At 65.9% G+C, this 19,976-nt stretch carries 25 protein-coding genes; 16 read left to right on the forward strand and 9 right to left on the reverse strand.

Features of this window, described 5'->3' with window-relative positions:
- Positions 1 to 29 precede the first annotated feature (29 nt).
- The 9 genes from ctaD (at position 30) to ACQR0U_RS12845 (ending at position 6,967) form a co-directional block, all read left to right on the forward strand.
- On the forward strand, positions 30 to 1,643 hold the full coding sequence (gene ctaD / locus ACQR0U_RS12805) for a cytochrome c oxidase subunit I (protein ID WP_315717924.1): 1,614 nt from the start codon (positions 30 to 32) through the stop codon (positions 1,641 to 1,643).
- A 146-nt stretch (positions 1,644 to 1,789) separates the two neighbouring features.
- Positions 1,790 to 2,728: a heme o synthase gene (locus ACQR0U_RS12810; protein ID WP_315751287.1), complete on the forward strand. Its 939-nt coding sequence runs from the start codon at positions 1,790 to 1,792 to the stop codon at positions 2,726 to 2,728.
- Between the two features lie 20 nt (positions 2,729 to 2,748).
- Positions 2,749 to 2,925, forward strand: a complete 177-nt coding sequence (locus tag ACQR0U_RS12815) for a CoxF protein (protein ID WP_315717922.1) — start codon at positions 2,749 to 2,751, stop codon at positions 2,923 to 2,925.
- A gap of 7 nt (positions 2,926 to 2,932) precedes the next feature.
- Complete coding sequence (locus tag ACQR0U_RS12820; RefSeq protein WP_409977986.1) at positions 2,933 to 3,592, forward strand: cytochrome c oxidase assembly protein; 660 nt, start codon at positions 2,933 to 2,935, stop codon at positions 3,590 to 3,592.
- Positions 3,593 to 3,679: 87 nt separating this feature from the next.
- On the forward strand, positions 3,680 to 4,537 hold the full coding sequence (locus ACQR0U_RS12825; RefSeq protein ID WP_315717921.1) for a cytochrome c oxidase subunit 3: 858 nt from the start codon (positions 3,680 to 3,682) through the stop codon (positions 4,535 to 4,537).
- A 166-nt stretch (positions 4,538 to 4,703) separates the two neighbouring features.
- Complete coding sequence (locus ACQR0U_RS12830) at positions 4,704 to 5,093, forward strand: DUF983 domain-containing protein (RefSeq protein WP_315717920.1); 390 nt, start codon at positions 4,704 to 4,706, stop codon at positions 5,091 to 5,093.
- A 205-nt stretch (positions 5,094 to 5,298) separates the two neighbouring features.
- Positions 5,299 to 6,060 carry an SURF1 family protein gene (locus ACQR0U_RS12835; RefSeq protein WP_434843292.1) on the forward strand — a complete coding sequence of 254 codons (762 nt, stop codon included), beginning with the start codon at positions 5,299 to 5,301 and terminating at the stop codon, positions 6,058 to 6,060.
- Positions 6,061 to 6,144: 84 nt separating this feature from the next.
- Entirely contained in the window at positions 6,145 to 6,624 is a 480-nt protein-coding gene (locus ACQR0U_RS12840) for a MerR family transcriptional regulator (protein WP_316195049.1), read from the forward strand.
- A complete protein-coding gene (locus tag ACQR0U_RS12845; protein ID WP_434843291.1) occupies positions 6,563 to 6,967 on the forward strand; it encodes a carboxymuconolactone decarboxylase family protein in 405 nt (134 codons plus the stop codon). Before ACQR0U_RS12840 ends, ACQR0U_RS12845 begins: the two co-directional genes overlap by 62 nt.
- Before the next feature lie 25 nt (positions 6,968 to 6,992).
- Here ACQR0U_RS12845 and ACQR0U_RS12850 read toward each other — a convergent pair whose 3' ends face one another.
- The 4 genes from ACQR0U_RS12850 to ACQR0U_RS12865 all read right to left on the reverse strand — a co-directional run bounded on the left by ACQR0U_RS12850 (position 6,993) and on the right by ACQR0U_RS12865 (position 9,315).
- A complete protein-coding gene (locus tag ACQR0U_RS12850; protein WP_434843349.1) occupies positions 6,993 to 7,580 on the reverse strand; it encodes an NADPH-dependent FMN reductase in 588 nt (195 codons plus the stop codon).
- Positions 7,581 to 7,666: 86 nt separating this feature from the next.
- Positions 7,667 to 8,500, reverse strand: a complete 834-nt coding sequence (locus tag ACQR0U_RS12855; protein WP_316172612.1) for a PhzF family phenazine biosynthesis protein — start codon at positions 8,498 to 8,500, stop codon at positions 7,667 to 7,669.
- A 267-nt stretch (positions 8,501 to 8,767) separates the two neighbouring features.
- On the reverse strand, positions 8,768 to 8,983 hold the full coding sequence (locus tag ACQR0U_RS12860; protein WP_434843290.1) for a hypothetical protein: 216 nt from the start codon (positions 8,981 to 8,983) through the stop codon (positions 8,768 to 8,770).
- An 8-nt stretch (positions 8,984 to 8,991) separates the two neighbouring features.
- Positions 8,992 to 9,315, reverse strand: coding sequence for a heavy metal-binding domain-containing protein (locus ACQR0U_RS12865; RefSeq protein WP_315717915.1), 324 nt, complete (start codon positions 9,313 to 9,315; stop codon positions 8,992 to 8,994).
- Between the two features lie 238 nt (positions 9,316 to 9,553).
- Here ACQR0U_RS12865 and ACQR0U_RS12870 point away from each other — a divergent pair, with 238 nt between their 5' ends.
- The 5 genes from ACQR0U_RS12870 to ACQR0U_RS12890 all read left to right on the forward strand — a co-directional run bounded on the left by ACQR0U_RS12870 (position 9,554) and on the right by ACQR0U_RS12890 (position 15,703).
- On the forward strand, positions 9,554 to 10,042 hold the full coding sequence (locus ACQR0U_RS12870) for a hypothetical protein (RefSeq protein WP_316175653.1): 489 nt from the start codon (positions 9,554 to 9,556) through the stop codon (positions 10,040 to 10,042).
- A 1,494-nt stretch (positions 10,043 to 11,536) separates the two neighbouring features.
- Entirely contained in the window at positions 11,537 to 12,952 is a 1,416-nt protein-coding gene (gene thrC, locus ACQR0U_RS12875) for a threonine synthase (RefSeq protein ID WP_316170726.1), read from the forward strand.
- Positions 12,952 to 14,241 (forward strand): M16 family metallopeptidase, encoded by a 1,290-nt coding sequence (locus ACQR0U_RS12880; protein WP_315751523.1) that lies wholly within the window; start codon positions 12,952 to 12,954, stop codon positions 14,239 to 14,241. The genes thrC and ACQR0U_RS12880 overlap by 1 nt, the downstream gene beginning before the upstream one ends.
- Positions 14,242 to 14,355: 114 nt before the next feature.
- Positions 14,356 to 14,943 (forward strand): GNAT family N-acetyltransferase, encoded by a 588-nt coding sequence (locus ACQR0U_RS12885; protein WP_315717912.1) that lies wholly within the window; start codon positions 14,356 to 14,358, stop codon positions 14,941 to 14,943.
- Positions 14,944 to 15,085: 142 nt separating this feature from the next.
- Positions 15,086 to 15,703 (forward strand): hypothetical protein, encoded by a 618-nt coding sequence (locus ACQR0U_RS12890; RefSeq protein ID WP_316165809.1) that lies wholly within the window; start codon positions 15,086 to 15,088, stop codon positions 15,701 to 15,703.
- Between the two features lie 106 nt (positions 15,704 to 15,809).
- Here the strand turns inward: ACQR0U_RS12890 and ACQR0U_RS12895 are convergent, their stop codons facing one another.
- From ACQR0U_RS12895 to ACQR0U_RS12915, 5 genes are all read right to left on the reverse strand, one after another.
- Complete coding sequence (locus ACQR0U_RS12895; protein WP_315717911.1) at positions 15,810 to 16,301, reverse strand: F0F1 ATP synthase subunit B family protein; 492 nt, start codon at positions 16,299 to 16,301, stop codon at positions 15,810 to 15,812.
- Positions 16,301 to 16,876, reverse strand: a complete 576-nt coding sequence (locus tag ACQR0U_RS12900; RefSeq protein ID WP_434843289.1) for a F0F1 ATP synthase subunit B family protein — start codon at positions 16,874 to 16,876, stop codon at positions 16,301 to 16,303. The genes ACQR0U_RS12895 and ACQR0U_RS12900 overlap by 1 nt, the downstream gene beginning before the upstream one ends.
- 28 nt (positions 16,877 to 16,904) lie before the next feature.
- Positions 16,905 to 17,132 (reverse strand): F0F1 ATP synthase subunit C, encoded by a 228-nt coding sequence (locus tag ACQR0U_RS12905; RefSeq protein WP_006615622.1) that lies wholly within the window; start codon positions 17,130 to 17,132, stop codon positions 16,905 to 16,907.
- 40 nt (positions 17,133 to 17,172) lie between these two features.
- On the reverse strand, positions 17,173 to 17,916 hold the full coding sequence (locus ACQR0U_RS12910) for a F0F1 ATP synthase subunit A (RefSeq protein ID WP_315735910.1): 744 nt from the start codon (positions 17,914 to 17,916) through the stop codon (positions 17,173 to 17,175).
- 87 nt (positions 17,917 to 18,003) lie between these two features.
- Positions 18,004 to 18,381, reverse strand: coding sequence for an AtpZ/AtpI family protein (locus ACQR0U_RS12915; RefSeq protein WP_315717908.1), 378 nt, complete (start codon positions 18,379 to 18,381; stop codon positions 18,004 to 18,006).
- Positions 18,382 to 18,665: 284 nt separating this feature from the next.
- On the opposite strand from ACQR0U_RS12915, the gene ACQR0U_RS12920 reads away from it, so the two are divergent.
- Together ACQR0U_RS12920 and ACQR0U_RS12925 are read left to right on the forward strand one after the other, a co-directional pair.
- On the forward strand, positions 18,666 to 19,289 hold the full coding sequence (locus ACQR0U_RS12920; protein ID WP_316195045.1) for a 2-hydroxychromene-2-carboxylate isomerase: 624 nt from the start codon (positions 18,666 to 18,668) through the stop codon (positions 19,287 to 19,289).
- A gap of 102 nt (positions 19,290 to 19,391) precedes the next feature.
- Entirely contained in the window at positions 19,392 to 19,958 is a 567-nt protein-coding gene (locus ACQR0U_RS12925; RefSeq protein WP_315828027.1) for a hypothetical protein, read from the forward strand.
- The last annotated feature ends 18 nt before the right edge of the window (positions 19,959 to 19,976 follow it).

Raw genomic sequence — 19,976 nt, forward strand, 5'->3', positions numbered from 1 at the left:
CGGTCCACGGGGACACTGAGGATTGGACAATGGCGACGAACGCGACGACCCTGACCGGCCATGACGATCACGCGCACGACCATCCGACCGGATGGCGGCGCTGGATCTATTCGACCAACCACAAAGACATCGGCACGATGTATCTGATCTTCGCGGTGTGCGCCGGCATCATCGGCCTCGCCATGTCGGTCGCGATCCGCATCGAGCTGATGTATCCGGGTGTGCAGCTGTTCCACGAGAACCACACCTACAACGTGTTCGTGACCTCGCACGGCCTGATCATGATCTTCTTCATGGTCATGCCGGCGATGATCGGCGGCTTCGGCAACTGGATGGTGCCGCTGATGATCGGCGCGCCGGACATGGCGTTCCCGCGCATGAACAACATCTCGTTCTGGCTGCTGCCCGCCTCGTTCGCGCTGCTTTTGACCTCGACCTTCGTCGAGGGCGAGCCCGGCGCCAACGGCGTCGGCGCCGGCTGGACGATGTATGTGCCGCTGTCGACCTCGGGCCATCCCGGACCGGCGGTGGATTTCGCGATCCTGTCGCTGCACCTTGCCGGTGCGTCGTCGATCCTCGGGTCGATCAACTTCATCACCACCATCTTCAACATGCGCGCGCCGGGCATGACCCTGCACAAGATGCCGCTGTTCGTGTGGTCGATCCTGGTGACGGTGTTCCTGCTGCTGCTGTCGCTGCCGGTGCTCGCCGGCGCCATCACGATGATGCTGACCGACCGCAATTTCGGCACCACCTTCTTCGATCCGGCCGGCGGCGGTGACCCGGTGCTGTTCCAGCACCTGTTCTGGTTCTTCGGCCATCCGGAAGTGTATATCCTGATCCTGCCCGGCTTCGGCATGATCAGCCAGATCGTGTCGACCTTCTCGCGCAAGCCGGTGTTCGGCTATCTCGGCATGGCCTACGCCATGGTCGCGATCGGCGGCATCGGCTTCGTGGTGTGGGCGCACCACATGTACACCGTCGGCATGTCCTCGGCGACGCAGGCCTATTTCGTCGCCGCCACCATGGTGATCGCGGTGCCGACCGGCGTGAAGATCTTCTCCTGGATCGCCACGATGTGGGGCGGCTCGATCGAGTTCCGCGCGCCGATGCTGTGGGCCGTGGGCTTCATCTTCCTGTTCACGGTCGGCGGCGTCACCGGCGTCGTGCTGGCGAACGCCGGCGTCGACCGTGTGCTGCAGGACACCTACTACGTCGTCGCGCACTTCCACTACGTGCTGTCGCTCGGCGCCGTGTTCGCCATCTTCGCCGGCTGGTACTACTGGTTCCCGAAGATGTTCGGCTACATGTACAACGAGACGATCGCGAAGGCGCACTTCTGGGTCACCTTCGTCGGCGTCAACCTGGTGTTCTTCCCGCAGCACTTCCTCGGCCTGTCGGGTATGCCGCGCCGCTACATCGACTATCCCGATGCCTATGCCGGCTGGAACCTGGTCTCGTCGATCGGCTCCTACATCTCGGCCTTCGGCGTCCTGATCTTCATCTATGGGGTGGTCGACGCCTTCATGCGCAAGCAGCAGGCCGCGAACAATCCGTGGGGACCGGGTGCGACGACGCTGGAATGGACCCTGTCCTCACCGCCGCCGTTCCACCAGTTCGAGGTGCTGCCGAAGGTGCAGTGAACCTGATCTCTCCGACGCGGCGCCATCCGGCGCCGCGTCGATCTCTGCCGGTGGCGCGCCTGGTGCCGCGCCGGAAGCGCGGTTCTGGCACTCCCTGTCCCAGAACCTTTTGAATTGAAGTCTGTGAATTGAAGTCTGGATTCGCCGTGTCGGTCATCGATCAGAACGCCATTGCCGTCGGCCCGCGGATTTCCGAGGCCGATGTCGGCGATTATCTCGCGCTGCTGAAGCCGCGGGTGATGTCGCTCGTGATCTTCACGGCGCTGATCGGCCTGCTGATCGCTCCGGGCCATTTCCACCCGGTGCTCGCCATCACCTCACTGCTGTGCATCGCGGTCGGGGCCGGCGCCTCCGGCGCGCTCAACATGGCGCTGGAAGGCGACATCGACTCGCTGATGTCGCGCACCGCCAACCGCCCGATTCCGCGCGGCCGCGTCACCCGCCAGGAGGCGCTCGCCTTCGGCATCACGCTGTCGTTCTTCTCGGTGCTGACGCTCGGCATCCTCGTCAACTGGTTCGCCGGTGCGCTGCTCGCCTTCACCATCTTCTTCTACGTCGTCATCTACACGCTGTGGCTGAAGCGCTGGACTGCGCAGAACATCGTCATCGGCGGCGCCGCCGGCGCCTTGCCGCCGGTGGTCGCCTGGGTGTCCGCCACCGGCTCGATCGCGCCGGAGCCGCTCTGGCTGTTCCTGATCATCTTCTTCTGGACCCCGCCGCATTTCTGGGCGCTGGCGCTGTTCCGCAGCGATGATTACGCCCGCGCTGGCGTGCCGATGCTGCCGGTGGTCGCCGGCCCCGATGCGACCCGGCTGCAGATCCTGCTCTACACCATCGTCCTGGTGGCGATCGCCGCCGCGCCGTGGCCGCTCGGCTATTTCGATGCCGTCTACGGTGTCGTCTCGCTGGCGCTCGGCACGGGCATGCTGTGGCTCGCGGTCGAGGTGTTCCGCAAGCGCGAGCGCAGCGCCTCGCTACGCGCCAACCGCAAGCTGTTCGCCTTCTCGATCCTTTATCTGTTCGTGCTGTTCGCTACGCTCGGACTCGAAGCGGTCGCGCGCATGATCGCGCCGCTGATCTGGTAAGAGGCGCGAGACTGGAAAACATGGCGACCACGATGGCAGATCCGAACGAGCAAGAGGGCATCGTCCTCACCGAGGCGCAGCTGCGCAGCCGCCGTCGCCGCTCGATCGCGATTGCGCTCGCGCTCGGCGTCCTGGTGGTGCTGTTCTTCGCGGTGACCATGGTGAAGGGTCCCGCGGTGCTGAATCGGCCGATGTAGGGACGTGATGCAGGACGGGACGAAGCAGACCGCGATGGAGACAACCGACCAGATCGTTCCGGCGACCGCGCCGGCCGCGCCGCGCCGCGGCCTCAGCCGCGATGCGCTGGTCGGCGGCATCTGCGGCGCCGTCGTGGTGCTGATGGTCGGCGCGTCCTATGCTGCCGTGCCGTTCTACAACTGGTTCTGCCGCGCCACCGGCTTCAACGGCACCACGCAGGTGGCGACATCAGCGCCATCCTCGGCGCCGCTGGCGCGCCGGATCTCCGTGCGCTTCGACTCCAATGTCGCCGGCGGTTTGCCCTGGAAGTTCGAGCCGGAGAAGACCGAGATCGAGGTCGCGATCGGCGAGGTGGTCACGGTCTACTACACGGTCACCAACCAGTCGGCGCGCACCACCATGGCGCAGGCGGCCTACAATGTGTCGCCGCTGACATCGGGCGCCTACTTCCAGAAGATCAACTGCTTCTGCTTTACCGAGCAGACCATGGCGCCGGGCGAGACCCGCGAGATGCCGGTGGTGTTCTACGTCGACCCGGCGATAACAGCCGATCACGAGAACGACAGTTTGAAGACGATCACGCTGTCTTACACCTTCTATCCCGTCCGCGACGCACCGAAGCCGGTCGCTGCGGGCGAGCCGGACAAACCGCGGGGCAGCCTATGACCGCGCGGACGTCCGATATTCGGGGACCATCGCTGTTGAACGACACCGTGCCGGCGCGACCGGCATCGATCTGGGGAGAGACTTGCCATGGCTGAGGCGCACGCCAAGCATCACGACTACCATCTCGTCGATCCGAGCCCTTGGCCGTTCGTCGGCTCGGTTTCGGCCTTCATCATGGCGTTCGGTGCGATCGGCTGGATGCACAAGATGTTCGGCGCCGCGCCGATCGTGTTCGGCATCGGCACCATCGGCGTGCTCTACACCATGGCGAGCTGGTGGGGCGACGTCATCAAGGAAGCGCAATACAAGGGCGACCACACCCGCGTGGTGCAGCTCCATCACCGCTACGGCATGATCCTGTTCATCGCCTCCGAGGTGATGTTCTTCGTCGCCTGGTTCTGGGCCTATTTCAATGCCGCGCTGTATCCGAACTTCGAGGTGCAGGCCACCCGCGAGGCCCTGTTCGGCGGCGTCTGGCCGCCCAAGGGCATCGAGACCTTCGATCCCTGGCACCTGCCGCTGCTCAACACGCTGATCCTGCTGACCTCGGGCACCACGGTGACCTGGGCGCACCACGCGCTGCTCGAGGGCGACCGCAAGGGCCTGAAATATGGCCTGATCCTCACCATCCTCCTGGGTGCCACCTTCACCTGCGTGCAGGCCTATGAGTACAGCCACGCAACGTTCTCGTTCGCCGGCCACGTCTACGGCTCGACCTTCTTCATGGCGACCGGCTTCCACGGCTTCCACGTCCTGGTCGGCACGATCTTCCTGACCGTCTGCCTGGCGCGCGCCTATGCCGGCCACTTCACGCCCAAGCAGCATCTCGGCTTCGAGTTCGCCGCCTGGTACTGGCACTTCGTCGACGTGGTCTGGCTGTTCCTGTTCATCTGCATCTACGTCTGGGGCCACGGCGCCGAGACGATGGCCCACGGCGCGCACTGAAGCCGGCGCGCACCGGTTCCGTCGAACGTGCTAAGAAGGGGCGGCCGTCGGGCCGCCCTTTCTCGTTGCAGCGGCGCCCGGCGGTTGATCGAAATGTGATCCGCTCTCGTCGCCTCCGGTTGTATCACCATGAGGCGTCGCGCGGCCGCCCAGGGGGCAAGACACCATGACCACCCATCCGCCCGTCACTTTGGCCCAGACCGTCCTGCGCGGGCTCGCCTGCCGCTGCCCACGCTGTGGCCAGGGCAAGCTGTTCGACGGCTTCCTCAACCTGCGCAAGCGCTGCGAAGCCTGCGATCTCGACTACGCCTTCATCGACACCGGCGACGGTCCGGCGATCTTCATCATGATGCTCGCCGGCGCCATCGTGGTCGGCGCCGCGCTGATCGTCGAGGTGAAGTATCAGCCGCCGTTCTGGGTCCATGCCGCGCTCTGGGGACCGCTGATCCTGGTGACGACGCTGCTGCCGTTGCGCGCGATGAAGTCGCTGCTGATCGCCCTGCAATTCCACCACAAGGCCGCCCCCGGCCGCCTGGTGGACAAGACGCCGCGATGAGCTGGCGCCTGCGCGTGCGAGTCGCACATCTGAGCGGCGCCGAAGGTGTGCTCCCTCCCCCCTTGTGGGGGAGGGCCGGGGAGGGGGGTAGCCCCAGCGGCAGTCTTTGTTGGGCCACCCCCACCCCCAACCCCTCCCCGCAAGGGGGAGGGGAGCGCACCGTTCGCTCCGGCAAAGCGTTCACCTCGCCGCGGACATCTCCGCAATGACGAGTGCTTCCAGCCGCAAAACGTCCTCCCGCGCCTTCGCCGCCTTCACCGTCGTCATGGTCGCGCTGTTCGCAGGCCTCGGCATCTGGCAATTGCAGCGCCGTGCGGAAAAGCACGCGCTGATCGCAGCGCTCACCGATCGCGTTGCTGCTGCGCCCGCACCGCTGCCGCCACAAGACGAATGGCGTATGCTCACTCCGGAACGCGACGAATTCCGTCGCGTCAGCTTCACCGCGACCTACTCCGGACTGCCCGATGCGATGGTCTACAGCGCCGGCTCCGCCGTGCGCGAGGACGTCTCCGGGCCGGGCACCTGGGCGTTCCTCCCTGCGCGCTTGCCGTCCGGCGAGACCGTCGTGATCGACGCCGGCTTCGTCGCTAACACGATGCAGGAACGCGCGGTGCAGGACCGCGCCACCGCCAAGCTCGTCACCGGCGAGCCCGTGACCCTGACCGGCTATCTGCGCTTTCCCGAGGCTGCCGGTTTGCTCACCGCCGCCGAGAGCCGCGACAAGCGGCTGTGGTTCACGCGCGACCATCGCGCGATGGCCAAGACGCTCGGCTGGGGCGAGGTCGCGCCGTTCTACATCGATCTGGAATCGCCGGTGCCCGACAATGGCATTCCCAAGCCCGGCCCGCTGTCGCCGCATCTGCGCGACGAGCACATGCAATACGCGATCACGTGGTTCTCTCTGGCCGCCGCGTTGATCGTCGCGTTCGCGGTGTGGGCGCGGGGTCGGCGCGCAGCGAACCGATGAGCCCGTAGCCCGCGAAACGTCGCTTGACTTAGAGCGCACTCGAACCCGTAGCCTGCGTGGCGTCGTGAATGGAGATAGGGGCGCATGAAGATCGGCGAACTGGCCAGGCAGTCGGGGCTGACGCCCCATACGATCCGCTACTACGAGCGGATCGGGCTGCTGCCCAGGGCCGATCGCGATCATGCCCGCCAGCGGGACTACGACGCATCGATCCTGACCTGGATCGAATTCCTCGGCCGGATGAAGGCCACGGGAATGCCGATCCGGGACATGCTGCGCTACGCCGAGCTGCGTGCGGGCGGCGCTGCCACGGAGCCGGAACGACGCCGGCTCCTGGAGCGGCATCGCGACGCGGTTCGGACGCGCGTCGCCAGCCTGCAGGACTGCCTTCTCGTTCTCGACGGCAAGATCGCCGGCTATGCCGGCAGCAGCGAGAGGACGAACGATGATGACGCGATCCACGCCCAACCAGGCCACGACGACGAGCCCGATGCCGGGCGGCATGCCATCCGGCGCCAACAACGATCAGGATCGGCTGGCGCGCGGCCGGCGCGCGCTCGATAGCATCGACGGCGAGGCCGGCCGCAATGTGATCGCGGCGCTCGCCGACATCGCGCCGGATTTCGCGACCTACGTGATCGAGTTTCCGTTCGGCGACATCTATTCGCGCCCCGGCCTCGATCTGCGCAGCCGCGAGATCGCGACCATCGCGTCCCTGACCGCGCTCGGCAATGCCAGCCCGCAGCTCAAGGTGCACCTCCATGCGGGCCTCAATGTCGGCCTCAGCCGGGCGGAAATCACCGAGGTGATCATGCAGATGGCGGTCTATGCCGGCTTTCCCGCCGCGCTCAATGGATTGTTCGCGGCCAAGGCGGTGTTCGCGGAAGCGGACGCGAAGCCCGCATGAATTCGGGCGCCCGCGGTGAGCACAGTCATGACGATGGCTGTGTGTTCTCATCGCCTGCGGACGCGGCCAAGGCCAGTGCGGCGATCGCATCCGCGATGGCCGCACGCATGTCGGGGGCCGCGATGCGACCATCTGCGGTCATTGCCGTCGGCGGCACCGGTACGGCGACGCAAGCCTCATCGACGATCGTCGCGCCCGCGCGCTCCAGCACCCTGCGCAGGTCGGCATGGGCGTCGTGCGCGCCACCATGGGCCGAGCAGTTGATCCAGCCGATCGGCCGTCGATAGAGGCTGCCGGCACTGACGGTCCAATCGATCATGTTCTTGAAGCTGCCCGGCAGCGAGCCCGCATATTCCGGGGTCGACAGCATGACGGCGCGGGCGCCGCCGAGCAGCTTGCGCAAGCGAATGACCGGCTCGGGCAAGGGATCGCAATCGTGGTCGGGATTGAAGTGCGGCAGCTCGCTCAGCCCGACGTAGATCGCCGGCGTGACATCCGCTGGCGCCAGCTCGGCCGCGGCGACGATCGCTGCACGGCAGGCCGATCGGGCGCGCAGGCTGCCGCTGATCAGAACGATGAGCGATGTGTCCTGCTGCATCTCGGTCGACATCATCACGGCGTGCTCCGCTGGCGAACGAAGCGCTCGTTCTTGCAGCCCGCGCACTATGGCAGCCAAGCGCCCCGGGATTTCAAATCAAATCACGCGTGAATCAACCGGGCTCGCCCGGACACCCGGACCGGCGCGCCTGGAGGGCCGTCGAGATCGACCTGCAGGCAGCAGGGCACGCCCATGTCCTCGCCCTGGCGGATCACGATCGGCCGCTCGGTCGCCCAGGCGAGCTCGCGCAGATAGCCGGCCAGCGCCGCGGCCGCAGCGCCCGTCGCCGGATCCTCGTAGACCCCGCCGAACGGAAACGGGTTGCGGGCGTGAAACAGCTGCGGCGTCTCGGCGTGCACGAGGGCGAAGGTGCAGAAGCGCTCACGCTGTGCCAGCACCTGGCCTCGAGCGAAGTCGTAGCTGATGGCAGCCAGGCGGCTGCGGTCGCGCAGGGCAATCACTGGATGATCCATGCCGGCGTGAGCGATCACCGGCGGGATCCGCTCGTCGAGTTCGTCTTGCGACAGCCCGAACAGCGCCAGGATCTTGTCGAGCGCCGCAGATGGCAGGGCCCGGGTCAGCGTCGGCGGCGATCGAAACGCCGCGCTCCAGTCGGTCGCCGAATGATGCCCGTCGACAGTGATTTCGGCATGGTTGAGCGTCAGTGCGAACGTGCCGGAGCGCTCGTGCCTCGCCAGCGCCGCGCCGAGCGCAATCGTCGCGTGGCCGCAGAAATCCACCTCGGCCTGCGGCGCGAAATAGCGCACCCGCCATTTGTCGCCGATGGGCGCCGCGAACGCCGTCTCCGAATAGCCGATCTCCGCCGCCGTCGCCTGCATGGTGGCGGCCTCGGGCAGCGCCTCGCAGATGACGACCCCGGCCGGATTGCCGCCGCGTGGGCCGTCGGTGAAGGCTGCGATGTGCTGGATGATCATGGAGGTCTCGCGCTCGATCTCTGTGTTGACGATGCTAGGCTTTCAGCGCTCGCAAGTGAAGATGTGCAAGACGTGACTCCACGCACCGCTGTCGTCCCTGCGAACGCAGGGACCCATACCGCGGAATCTATCGGTGAAGCGCAACTGCCAGTCGTCGTCCCACCGAAGCCGGTGGTTATGGGTCCCTGCGTTCGCAGGGACGACGGCGGAATGTGACGCGGCTTCCCTGTGTCGTCGGTGCGATGGTCTCCCGCGTTCGACCGCGGTCTACACGGATCGGCCCGCCCTCACATACGCCCGCTCGCCGGTCCGCGGATGAAACCACACGTCCAGCGTCTCGCCGCTGGTGGGATCGACGAAACGCTCCTCGGTCTTGACCCAGTCCGGGCCTGGCGGCGCCGAGAGCGCGTCGCGCTTGTAGCCTCCCTGGCGGAAGACGAACCACACCAGGACGACCGCTGATATGACCGCGAGCCAGAGCACGAGATCGATTACGGCGCGGGTTCGATGACGGCGGCGGTGCCATAGGCGACGATCTCGCTCATGGTCTGGCCGATCTCGGCGCTATCGAAACGCATCATCAGAATGGCGTTGGCGCCCATCGAGGTGGCGTTGGACACGAGCCGGTCGAGCGCATGGCGCCGCGCCTCCTCCAGCATCTGCGTGTATTCGTGGATTTCGCCGCCGACGATCGAGCGCAGGCTGGCCACCAGATTGCCGCCGAGCCCGCGGCTGCGCACCACCACGCCAAAACACTGCCCCAGCATCCGCACCGTGCGGTGGCCGGTCACGTTTTCCGTCGTTACGACGATCATGGGGGGCTCCATCTGATACTGGCCCGCTCGGGCAGGGGCGCTTGGATTTGACAACCCAGCCACGGTTCCGGTTCAAGGGAGCCACAAGTCTTGCCAGGGCGCCACGGCCAGACGGTGTTACAGCCCATAAACTGTTGAGCTTTGTTAACACTGAGTTTGGGCGTATTCGTTCCGTCGAACGCAAGGCAGGCCGCTAGGCTCTCACTGCCTTATTGGAATCGATGACGGATCATAGCTCATGCCGATGAAGATGATCGCGCTCGCCGGAGCCCTGTGCCTCCTGCTCTCCAGTTCGATGGCATGCCGCGCGAACTCTGGTCCATGGTGCAGGCCTGACGCTGCAATCCTGAGCTTCAAGAACCAACAGGGGCACGATCTCGCAAGGATCGAGCTGCGCGCCCTCAAGCCCAACTGCAACCGAAATCCGGAGAAGCTTGGCGCAAGCGTGGAAAGATCGATGCGCATCGAGCATGGCGGAGGGTGGACAGATGTTCCGGCGGAGTGCGTAGCCGGTGTTTCCTTTGAAGCAGATGGGTTGGCGCTGTCGGGCGACGATTCGGGACTTGGCATAGCGCTCGCCGGGAAATCGACTGACACGGCCGAGCGCGTGAGGCTCGTCATTTATAAGTCGCGTGAAAGGATCGCCTGCTTTCGCATCGAGCCATGTCCGAGCGCCGAGGATCAGTCGGACGAAGTCCGCGAGTGCTACAGAGAGTTGACGCGCTAAGCCCGCTCGGCCTGCGGATGACTGCAGACCGAGAGCGTCAGGAGACCTCTATCCCCGCCATTGCGAGGCATCGTTGCGCCGACGCAATCTGTGGATGGAGCCGGGTTGTTTCGTTCATCCGGCCGCGCGATGCGCGACCGGATGGCTCGCAATGACGGCTGCCGACTGCGTCTTACTCACCTGGGCGCGTAACCCGGCATGTCGCTGCGCTCATGCGGGCTACTGACCAGCGCCCCCAAAACTCCGCTGTCGTCCCTGGTCGGCATCCGTCGATGCATGCGCGTCGTCGGGCTTCCACGGGACGACACCGGGAGTGAAGCTGCTCTGCGGTCTGCATTGCGGAGCAGCGCCTGCCGCACTCGTCTGAGTCGCCCGACGGGCTGCCAGGATCTAGGCCCGAGCGCACCGCGAACTAATACGCCTGGCTGCTCCGAAACTTTCTTTTGGCGAGCAGGTCCAACGCCATCAGCCAATCCAGTCTAGTCTGCGCGAAAATTCCTCTTTCATATTTTCCGAAATCGTGGTTGTCTTTGTCTATCCCGCCTCGTTGCGAGGGGCGTACGCGTCGTCACGGACGTGAGGTGGGGTGCGATGGACGGGTCGGCTGCAACTGACGAGTGCGGCCGGCACGGACGGTGAAGTCGCGTGGTCCTGATACCCCGACGCTGGTATCAAGTTGGCGCTGGTGCCCATGCATCGCGTCGATGACGGTGGCCAACAAGCCCGGTGCACCGAGGAGATCGCATATAAGTCGTAAGCCATCGCGCAGGGAAGGCCGGGTCGCTCTGGCTGAACCTGTGGTTCCTGCCCCGTGCATTCTTGTTCGCACGGGGGCCGCGGGTGCCAGCCGGCATCCGGTCTTCCCTGCGCCCTCTGCTTCATGGAGGGAGAATTTCTTGCAGAGCTCGGGCGCCGATCGCGCCGCGAGAAGGCAAAGCTGCGCGGACCGGGATCAGACGGTTCCGCGGGCGGGCGATCTGTGAAGCCGTCGGCTCTCTCCACGTCATTGCGAGGAGCACAGCGACGAAGCAATCCAGAGTTCCGCCCCCCACCCCTGGATTGCTTCGCTTCGCTCGCAATGACGGAGGAACGACCGATGTTTTCGTCGGGCAGTCGCGAATGCGGCCCGGTTGATCGCCACATCCACCGCCGTCATCCCCGCGCAGGCGGGGATCCGGGACGCCGCGGCGGTGCGGTCGACCGCGGCCGCCGCGGCGTACGGGATCGCCCGGTTGAACCGGGGATGAAAGCGGTGGGGCGGATGGTCCGCTGGACCGGCCCGGGTCAGCCGTTGCGACCCAAGTCTCGTAACCGATGCCCCGTGACCCACCGTAACGCCGCCGTAACCCGCAGCCGGGACCATCGCTGCGGCAACAACCGGTTTCGCAACAAGGTCAAAACCATTATGGTGCCGGACCATGTTGCCGCCGGGCGGTTCCGATTTCGAATTCAATCAACGGGTTATGGCCTGGTGACGCAGGTCAGGAGAGCGGTTTGACGCGCTATGTTTCGACCCGCGGGGAAGCCCCCGCGCTCACCTTCTGCGATGTGATGCTGACCGGGCTCGCCCGTGACGGCGGCCTCTACGTGCCCGAGACCTGGCCGCAGCTGACGCCCGCGACGATCGCGTCGTTTTTCGGCCGGCCCTATTGGGAGGTCGCCGTCGAGGTCATCAAGCCGTTCGTCGCCGGCGAGATTTCCGACGAAGAGCTCGGCCGCATGGCCAACGAGGCCTATGCGACGTTCCGTCACCCCGCCGTGGTGCCGCTCGACCAGATCGCGCCGCATCAGTTCGTGCTGGAGCTGTTCCACGGCCCGACCTTGGCGTTCAAGGACGTGGCGATGCAGCTGATCTCGCGGCTGATGGACCACGTGCTGGCCAAGCGCGGCGAGCGCACCACGATCGTCGTGGCGACATCAGGCGATACGGGTGGCGCGGCGGTCGAGGCCTTCGCCGGCCGCGACAATGCCGACCTCATCGTGCTGTTCCCGCATGGCCGCATCTCCGAGGTGCAGCGGCGGATGATGACGACGTCGGGCGCGGCCAACGTCCATGCGCTGGCGATCGAAGGTCATTTCGACGACTGCCAGGCGATCGTGAAGGGCCTGTTCAACCATCACGGCTTCCGCGATTCGGTCAGGCTGTCGGGCGTCAACTCGATCAACTGGGCGCGCGTCGTCGCCCAGGTGGTCTACTACTTCACCTCGGCGGTCGCGATCGGGGCACCCCACCGCGCCGTCGACTTCACCGTGCCCACCGGCAATTTCGGCGACGTCTTCGCCGGCTATGTCGCCAAGCGCATGGGCCTGCCGGTGCGCACGTTGCGCGTCGCGACCAACGTCAACGACATCCTCGCCCGGACGCTGACGACCGGCATCTACGAGGTGCGCGAAGTGCATGCGACGGCTTCGCCCTCGATGGACATCCAGGTGTCGTCGAATTTCGAGCGGTTGTTGTTCGAAGCCGGCGGCCGCGACGCCGGCACCGTGCGGCGGCTGATGGACGGCCTCAAGCAGTCCGGCCGCTTCGTGCTGCCGGATGCCATGCTGGCGGCGATCCGCGCCGATTTCGATGCCGGCCGCGCCGACGAGACCGAGACGGCGGCGGCGATCCGCGCCGCCTTCCGCGAGGCCGGCGATCTCGTCGATCCGCACACGGCGGTGGCGCTGGCGGTGGCCGATCGCGACGGCACCGATCTGTCGGTGCCGAACATCGTTCTGTCGACCGCGCATCCCGCCAAATTCCCCGATGCGGTCGAGGCCGCCTGCGGGATGCGGCCGCATTTGCCGGTGTGGCTCGAAGGGCTGATGAGCAGGCGCGAGGACATCAGGATCATGCGGAACGACCAGGCCGAGGTGGAGAAGTTCATCCGCTCGGTCAGCCGGGCCGCCAAGCAGGGAATTGCATGATGGGCGTGGAAGTCACCAAGCTGCCGACGGGGTTGACGGTCGTCACCGACACGATGCCGCATCTGGAGACGGCGGCGCTCGGGGTCTGGGCCGGCGTCGGCGGCCGCGACGAGAAGCCGGACGAGCACGGCATCTCGCATCTGCTCGAGCACATGGCGTTCAAGGGCACGACCACGCGCAGCGCCCGCGAGATCGTCGAGACCGTCGAGGCGGTCGGCGGCGATCTCAATGCCGGCACCTCGACCGAAACCACGGCCTATTACGCCCGCGTGCTGAAGGCCGACGTGCCGATGGCGCTCGACGTGCTCTCCGACATTCTCGCCAATCCGTCCTTCGTGCCGGAGGAGCTGGAGCGCGAGAAGAACGTGATCGTGCAGGAGATCGGCGCGGCACAGGATACGCCCGACGACGTCGTGTTCGAGCATCTCAACGAGCTCTGCTTCCCGGACCAGCCGATGGGCCGCTCGCTGCTCGGCACCGCCAAGACGCTCGAGGCGTTCGATCGCGACAAGCTGCACGGCTATCTGTCGACGCACTACCGCGGCCCCGACATGGTGGTCGCCGCGGCCGGCGCCGTCGATCATCAGCGCGTGGTCGAAGACGTGACGAAACGATTTGCCAGCTTCAATGGCGGCCCGGCGCCGAAGCCGCTGCCGGCGGCATTCGGCAAGGGCGGCTCGCGCGTCGTGCATCGCGATCTCGAGCAGGCGCATCTGACGCTGGCGCTCGAGGGCGTGCCGCAGGCCGACCCGTCGCTGTTCTCGCTGCAGGTGTTCACCAACATCCTCGGCGGCGGCATGTCGTCCCGGCTGTTTCAGGAGGTGCGCGAAAACCGGGGGCTCTGCTACTCCGTCTACACGTTCCACGCGCCCTATAGCGACACGGGATTCTTCGGCCTCTACACCGGAACCGATCCCGCCGACGCGCCCGAGATGATGGAGGTCGTGGTCGACATCATCGGCAACGCGGTGGAGACCTTGAGCGAGGCCGAGGTCGCCCGCGCCAAGGCGCAGATGAAGGCCGGGCTGTTGATGGCGCTCGAGAGCTGCAGTGCCCGTGCCGAGCAATTGGCGCGGCATATCCTGGCCTATGGCCGGCCGCAGACGTTGCAGGAGATGGTCGCCAAGATCGAGGCGGTCAGCGTCGAGAGCACGCGCGATGCGGCGCGGGCGCTGCTCGCACGCAGCAAGCCGGCGGTCGTCGCGCTCGGCACCGGCAGGGGTCTGGACACGGCGGTCACTTTCGCCGAAGGTCTGACCGGTTCGAGATCGAAAGCCCAACTGCACTGAACGTGGTGCGGCTCGGTGCGGTCCGCGCATTGCAATCCGCCAGCGCTCGGCATCGGAGATCTGGGGTGGGTCGGAGCAGGCTTCGACCCGGAAAGAGCAGGGGGAGCATCACAGATGGCCCTGTTTCGCTTGCCATCCAACGGACCGGCTGCGCTGGCTCCGCGCGGCCAGGGCCTGCTGTTGCGCGCGCCGCAGATGGCCGATTATGCGCAATGGGCGCGGCTGCGCGAGATCAGCCGCGACTATCTCACGCCCTGGGAGCCGATCTGGCCATCCGATGACCTGACGCGCTCCGGCTTCCGCCGCCGGCTGCGCCGCTATGCCGAGGACATCTCGGCCGACCGCTCCTATCCGTTCATCGTCTTCCGCGAGCAGGACGGCGCCATGCTCGGCGGCATCACGCTCGCCAATGTCCGCCGCGGCATCGTTCAGGCCGGCACCATCGGCTATTGGATGGGGCAGCCGTTCGCGCATCATGGCTACATGACGGCGGCGCTGCGGCTGCTGCTGCCGACCCTGTTCGGCGAGCTCAATCTGCACCGGGTCGAGGCGGCCTGCATCCCGACCAATACGCCGTCGATTCGCGTGCTGGAGAAATGCGGCTTCACCCGCGAGGGCCTGGCGCGTCGCTACCTCTGCATCAACGGGGTCTGGCAGGACCATTACCTCTACGGCCTGTTGCACGAGGATTTCCGGGGGTAGCAATCGTGATCGGGATCGCCGCGGGAGAGGCCGATCGGGGCTGGTTCCGGCCTCTGAAATGGGTATAGACGCCTGGGCTGGGCGACCGAGTTGCCGGGGATATCAGACGATGCGAGAGACGAGCGTGATCAGGGCTGGAACGTTGGCAGCCGTGCTGCTGGCCTTGGGAGCCGCCGGCGCGGCGCCGCCGGCAGCCGCCCAATCGCTGACCGACCGCTTCAAGAGCCTGTTCGGCGGCGGTTCCGACAACAAGGGGCAGGAGAACCTGCCCGCCAGCGGCGGACCGCCGGTCGATCCGACCGAGGGCCTGACCTGTCCGCCGGTCAACATTCGCGCCGGCGCCTCGACCTACGCCGTGGCCGCGCCCGGCAAGCAGGCCGTCGGCAACGACGTCCGGTTCCAGGCGTCGATCACCAAGACCGCGCGCGAATGCAGTCTCAACGGGGCCGAAATCACCGCCAAGATCGGCATCCAGGGCCGCATCGTTGCCGGCCCCGCGGGCGCGCCGGCGAGCGTCGACATTCCGATGCGCATCGCCGTGGTTCAAGGCGGCATCGGCGAGAAGGTGATCGCGACCAAGTCGTATCGCACCACGGTGCAGATGACCGAGGACGGCAGCGTGCCGTTCACGATCGTCGCCGAGGACATGGTCTATCCGGTGCCGCCGCCCGGCGCCAATGCCGACAATTACGTCTTCTACATCGGCTTCGACCCGCAGGCGCTGACCCCGGAGCGACCGCACGGCAAGAAGCGGCGGTGACGATTGCCGTGGCGCGAGGCGCTCGCCGGAGAGCGTGAATAGCAAAAGGCCGGTGCGATGGGATCGCCCCGGCCTTTTGAAGTTGATGAATGAGATGGACTGCCGCTCAGTTCAGCTTGCGGCCGACTTCCGCGATGCCTTTAGCGACGAGGTCTTCGCCAAGAGCGCCCTTGACCGACTGCGACAGCACGGTCGCGGCGGCCTGGACGGCTGCCTCCGCCGCAGCGGACCTGACGTCGGCGAGAGCCTGGGCCTCGGCGAGGGCGATCTTGCCCTCGGCGGCCTTGGTGCGACGGGCGACAAAGTCTTCCATCTTGGCCTTGGCCTCCGCCGCGATGCGCTCGGCTTCCGCCTTCGCGCTGGTGACGATCTCCTCGGCCTCACGTTCGGCGCTGGCGCGGCGGGACTTGTAATCGGCGAGCACTTTGGCCGCCTCTTCCTTGAGCCGCTTGGCCTCCGCCAGCTCGGATCTGATGCGCTCGGAGCGATTGTCGAGCGCCTTCAGGACCGTGCGATGGACACCGAGATAGGCGAACAGGCCCATCAGGATCACGAAGGCAATCGCAACCCAGGTTTCCGGATCAGCGAGCAAATGCATCAGGCTGTTCCCTTCAACGATGCATCGACCGCAGCCTCGACCGTCTTGGCCGCGGGGGCCTTGCCGGTGAGCTGCTTCACGATCGCGCTGGCTGCGTCTGCGGCGATGCCGCGGACATTGCTCATTGCGGTCGTGCGCGTGGTGGCGATGGACTTCTCAGCCGTCGCGAGCTTGGCCGCGAGGCTGTCTTCCAGCGCCTTGCGCTCGGCGTCCGAAGAAGCCGCGAGCTTCTCGCGGGTCTCCGCTCCGATCGCCTGGGCACGGGCACGAGCCGTCGCCAGCTCGCTCTCATACGCCTTCATCGCGGCTTCGGATTCATCCTTCAGCCGCTGCGCTTCAGCCAGATCGCCGTCGATCGACTTCTGGCGGGCGTCGATGACGGCCCCGACCTTCGGCAGCGCCACACGCGAAACGATCACGTACAGCGCCACGAAGGCGATCACCAGGGAGACGATCTGGGAGGGAAAGGTTTCCTTCTGGAAGGGAGGGAAACCATGCCCGCCATCGGCCTCAGTATGGGCGCTTGCGGTGCCCTTGGCCTCGCCGCCCTTGGCCTCGCCATGACTTTCAGCCACGGGCTTCTCCTGTCCGGCTCAGGCCGTCTTAGACGGCGTACAGCAGGAGCAGGGCGATCAGCAGCGAGAAGATGCCGAGCGCTTCGGTCACCGCGAAGCCGAAAATCAGGTTGCCGAACTGGCCCTGAGCGGCCGACGGATTGCGCAGAGCGGCCGACAGGTAGTTGCCGAAGATGATGCCGATGCCGGCACCCGCGCCACCCATGCCGATGCAGGCAATGCCCGCGCCAATGTACTTCGCTGCAACCGGATCCATGAAACGAACTCCTTTGAGGGGTTTGGTAGAGAGGGCCGGATCAGTGGCCCGGATGGATAGCATCGTTGAGATAGATGCAGGTGAGGATCGTGAAGACGTAGGCCTGGAGGAACGCGACCATCAGCTCGAGGCCGGTCAGCGCGACCGTGAGGCCGAGCGGCAGCAGCGCGCCGACCTTGCCGACGAAGCCGAGCGCGCCGAGCATGGTCACGAAGCTCGCGAACACCTTCAGCGTGACGTGGCCGGCCAGCATGTTGGCGAACAGACGGACGCTGTGCGAGATCGGGCGGGAGAAGAAAGAGATGATTTCGATCACGACCACCAGCGGCAGGATCACCGCGGGGATGCCGGACGGCACGAACAGCTTAAAGAACTTCAGGCCGTTCTTGTAGAAGCCGTAGATGATGACCGTCAGGAACACCAAGAGCGCCAGCGAGAAGGTGACGATGATGTGGCTGGAGACGGTGAAGGTGTAGGGGATGATGCCGACGATGTTCGAGACGAAGATGAACATGAACAGCGAGAACACCAGTGGGAAGAACGTCATGCCGTGCGAGCCGGCGCTGGTTCTGATGGTGTTGGCGACGAATTCGTAGGACAGCTCGACCACCGACTGGAACCGGCCCGGCACGAGCGCGCGCCCGGCGGCCATCATCATGACGGCGATCAGCACGACCGCGAGCAGCATGTACGCGGACGAGTTGGTGAAGGTGATCTCCTGATTGCCGATATGGCCGATCGTGAAGATCTTGTTGAGGTGGAATTGATGGATCGGATCGATCATCCGCGTGGCGTCTCATTGTTCACCGGCCACGCCGGCGCTTTGCAATTCACTCGTTGGTCTTCCGCGCCGAGGTCTTCCGCGCATGCCTCACTGGCGGGGCCTGTCGGGAGCTATGCCTGCGGATCTCACCACGTTCAACACGCCGGCGGCGAAGCCGAGCAGGAAAAACACGATGAATCCGAAGGGCGATGTCGACAGCAAGCGGTCGAAGCCCCATCCAAGCACCGCGCCGACGAGGACACCGGCAATCAACTCGGACGACAGTCGCAGGCCACGCGCCATGGCCGAAGCCCTGGCTGCAGTGTCACCGCTGCCGATTCCAGGTTGATCAGTCCCGATCGAGCGGCCGTCGCGAATTTCGGACAACCGTTGGTCGAGACTTCCGAGCCTTGCGGAAAGCGCAACCTCATCGGGCGACTTGTCGCGATCCTTGTGTCCGCTGCTCTCGTTCGTGTCATCCGCCATGTGCCATCCGCCACGTGTGGAGACCCGACCCGGCCGCGAGTTTCAGGAATTAGCGCCCCATCGCCCTTTAAAGCCGGGCGGACCATACTGACCGCATCCCCCCAAGTCAAGATTGCGTGTTGAACTGTTAGATACCTGAATTTACACGTTTTCTCGGCTTTTTCGTCAGATCGGTCGCGCGTGTCACCGCGCCGCATCAACAGTGTTGTGTGCGGCTGCGATCTTGCACCTGTCAGTGCCCTCTGATCCGATGTCGCTGACCTCCAACCGGCACGGGAACCCGCATGTCGCGCCAGATCGATTACTATTTCTCGCTGCAGTCGCCATGGGCCTATATCGGCCACCGGCTGTTCCGCGACATCGCCGCGAGCCACGGCGCGACCGTCAACCTCAAACCGGTCATGCTGGTGGATCTGTTCGCCGAGACCGGCGGGCTTCCGCTGGCCAAGCGCCATCCGGCGCGGCAGCGCTATCGCATCGTCGAGCTGAAGCGGTGGCGCGACAAGCGCGGTCTCGATTTCCACATCCAGCCGAGCAACTGGCCCTTCAACGCCCGGCTCGCCGACGGCGTCGTCATCGCGGCGCAGCAGGCCGGCCTCGATCCCGAGCCCTATCTGCAGCGCGCCTTCCCGGCCATCTGGGAGCAGCAGCTCAATCTTGCGGATGCCGAGGTGATCGCCGGCTTGGCCGATGCAGCCGGGCTGCCGGGCCGCGATCTCGTGGCGCAGGCGGCGACGGACGTGGTCGGGGCGGCCTACGAGCAGAACCGGCAGGACGCGATCGGGGCCGACGTGTTCGGCTCGCCGGCCTATGTGCTGGACGGCGAGATCTTCTGGGGGCAGGACCGCCTCGAGCTGCTGGCGGACGCGTTGAAATCCGGTCGCTCCGCCTATACGTCCGAAGCATAGGTGCGGCCTGTGGCAGGGGATCGCACCTGAGGCAACGTCATGGCCGCGACACAATGTCGGCGTGCATGGCGGCGGTTGCGAATGCGCCTTGGAGAGCCAGCCATGAGTCTCACGAAGCCGTACCGGCCGTCCCTCCTCGCGCTGCTGGCGTTGAGCTGCCTGGGCGGAGAGGCGTTTGCGGTCGAGGACACCGCGCCTGACGGCGACAAGGGACGCTATACGATGTCGACGACATCGGACGGCGTGATCCGGCTCGATACCAAGACCGGTGCGGTCTCGATGTGCAACAACAGCAGTGGATCGGGCTTTGCCTGTTACGCGGTGCCTGATGAGCGCGCCGCGCTGGACGCCGAGATCGGCCGTCTGCAGGCGGAGAATGAAAAGCTCAAGGGCCAGCTCGCGTCGCGCGATCAGAGCATCTCCGGCAAGATTGATGAGCCGCTGCCGAAAGATCAGGCGCTGCCCAAGTCCGATCAGTTGAGGAAAGCCGAACCCAGGACGGGGGACAAGCCGGGTGAATCGAAATCCTCCGATGGAACGCGCAAGCTCGAGATCCCGCTGCCCAGCGACCAGGACATGGACCGCATGATGGGGTTCCTCGAGCAGGCCTGGCGCCGGCTGCTCGACATGGCAACACGGGTGCAGAAGGACGTCTCGGGCAGGATCTGAGACCGCTTCGAGGAGGCT

Origin of the sequence: Bradyrhizobium sp. HKCCYLRH3097, assembly GCF_051167875.1 — a bacterium.
In the GTDB taxonomy this organism is placed as follows: domain Bacteria; phylum Pseudomonadota; class Alphaproteobacteria; order Rhizobiales; family Xanthobacteraceae; genus Bradyrhizobium.